Genomic DNA, 1,742 nt, shown 5'->3' with positions numbered 1-1,742 from the left:
CCGGGCACAAACCCTTGCCAGCGGCGCACCGTTCCGGCCTCGCCGCCCTGGTAGCGCTCACGCACGCCGCCCGCGGCGGCGAGGCGCCGGGCGACGTCGGGCGAATGCGCGGCCACGGCATCGACGAAGGCCTGCCATGCCGCCAGCTTGGACTTGGTATTGCCGGCGGCGGCCGCCTTTGCCGCCAGCGCGCTGGCGCGCTCCTGATAGAAGATCGCGCGGCCGGCATCGAGGCGGTTCAGCGCGCCGTTGCGCGACGTCCTGTTGCCATCGGTGTGCGGCCGTGCCGGGCCGGATCGCATCACGGACGACCATGTCATGCCGTCCGGGGTACGGCCGGGCGCCGCTGTCCGCCCCTGCGGTGCGAGGCGCAGCGACCCCCGCGGCGTCAGCATGCCGAGGCTCCGCGCCTGCAGCCACAGCAGGCCGGTAGCCGCATCGGCCACCCCCATGCGGAACCGCTGCCGCAGCGAAGCCGCCACGGCGCGTTGCCAGCGCGGCGGCAGCGCCGGCATGGCCGGCGTCGCCGCGTTCGGATCGGCGGAGCGGCGCGGCGCAACCGCATGGATATCGCCCTCGATCGATGCACGGACCGGCCTGGTGCTGCCCTTGGGCACGAAGTCGAGCACGGCGTCCCGATTGGCGCGCATCGCGTCGAGCGTCTTTGAGACCAATGCCGCGCCATCGGTCAGCGCGGCACGATGACTGCCGAGGCGCGTTACCAGGGCCTGTGCCTGGGCCAAGGGCGCGGCGTCGCGCGTCGGAGCGGCTTGCCGCGACGGCAGCGCGGCCCGCCATTGCACGAGCTCGCCACGCAAATGCCGCATCGCCTCGGCGCGCGGCGCCAGCACGTCGGCCGAGCCCTTGAAATCCCGCTGATTGGCTTCGATGCGCCGCAGCTCCTGCCGCAATCCGATGGTCAGCAGCGGATGCCACCGGGTCGCGAGGCGCTGCGCGGCCGTATCGAGGCGGCGCAGATCGCGGACGATCGCGTTTTGCCGGGCAGGATCGGCTTCCAGTTGCAGGCGCGCCAACTGCGACTGCGCGCGCGACTCGATCCGCCGCATCTGCTGGCGCAGCGGCCCGGACAGCCAGCGATGCAGCGCCTGGCCGTCCTCGAACGCCGTCTCGCGCGCCGCACGCACGAGCTTGGCCTCGGCATCGCGCTGCTTGCCGATCGCCTGCGCCGCACCGCGGCGCCCGGCATCGAGCCAGTTCAGCATGCCCAGCGTATCGACGCGGCTGAGCCGGTCCTGTACCGCGCGCCAACGGGTACGGGCCACGGGATAGCTGTGCGGCGGGGTTTCCGTGCGAGGCTGGGCCGCCGACGGGCCGGGTGTCGCCGGCGGCCTTGCCGCGCCGGCGGGATCGGCGCCCTGCCGCCTTAGCGAACCGGGAAAGCCGGCCAGGCTGGACAGCGCCGGCAGCCGCTGTGCCATCGTGTCCTGCCATTGACCCAGGCGCATGCGTGCCGCCGCCAGCGGCGTCTGCATGGCATTGCGCAGCGGCATCGTCAGCGTCGACAGCGCCTGCGCGCCGCGGTCCAGGCCCGCCATCGTGCCGCGCCAAGCCGTCGCGGCGTGGCGCACCCCGGTCAGCGCGCCGGTCGCGCTCTGGCGAATCCAGCGGCCGCTGACCGGATTGATCATGAACTGCACGCCGCCGAGCAGCAGTTGCGTGCGCGTGGTCGCGCGCTCGCCGGGCGTCATGTTTTCCCAGTTCGACACCGCCGAATAAGCGGT

Annotated in this window: 1 protein-coding gene; it reads right to left on the bottom strand. The window is 73.4% G+C overall.

What is annotated here, in order from left to right; translation table 11 throughout:
* Positions 1-1,742: hypothetical protein (locus tag B551_RS26690; RefSeq protein WP_043440765.1), on the bottom strand; the 1,742-nt coding region annotated here is incomplete at both ends.

The organism is Cupriavidus sp. HPC(L), assembly GCF_000307735.3.
GTDB lineage: Bacteria > Pseudomonadota > Gammaproteobacteria > Burkholderiales > Burkholderiaceae > Cupriavidus.
This window is presented reverse-complemented; position numbering and strand designations above follow the sequence as displayed.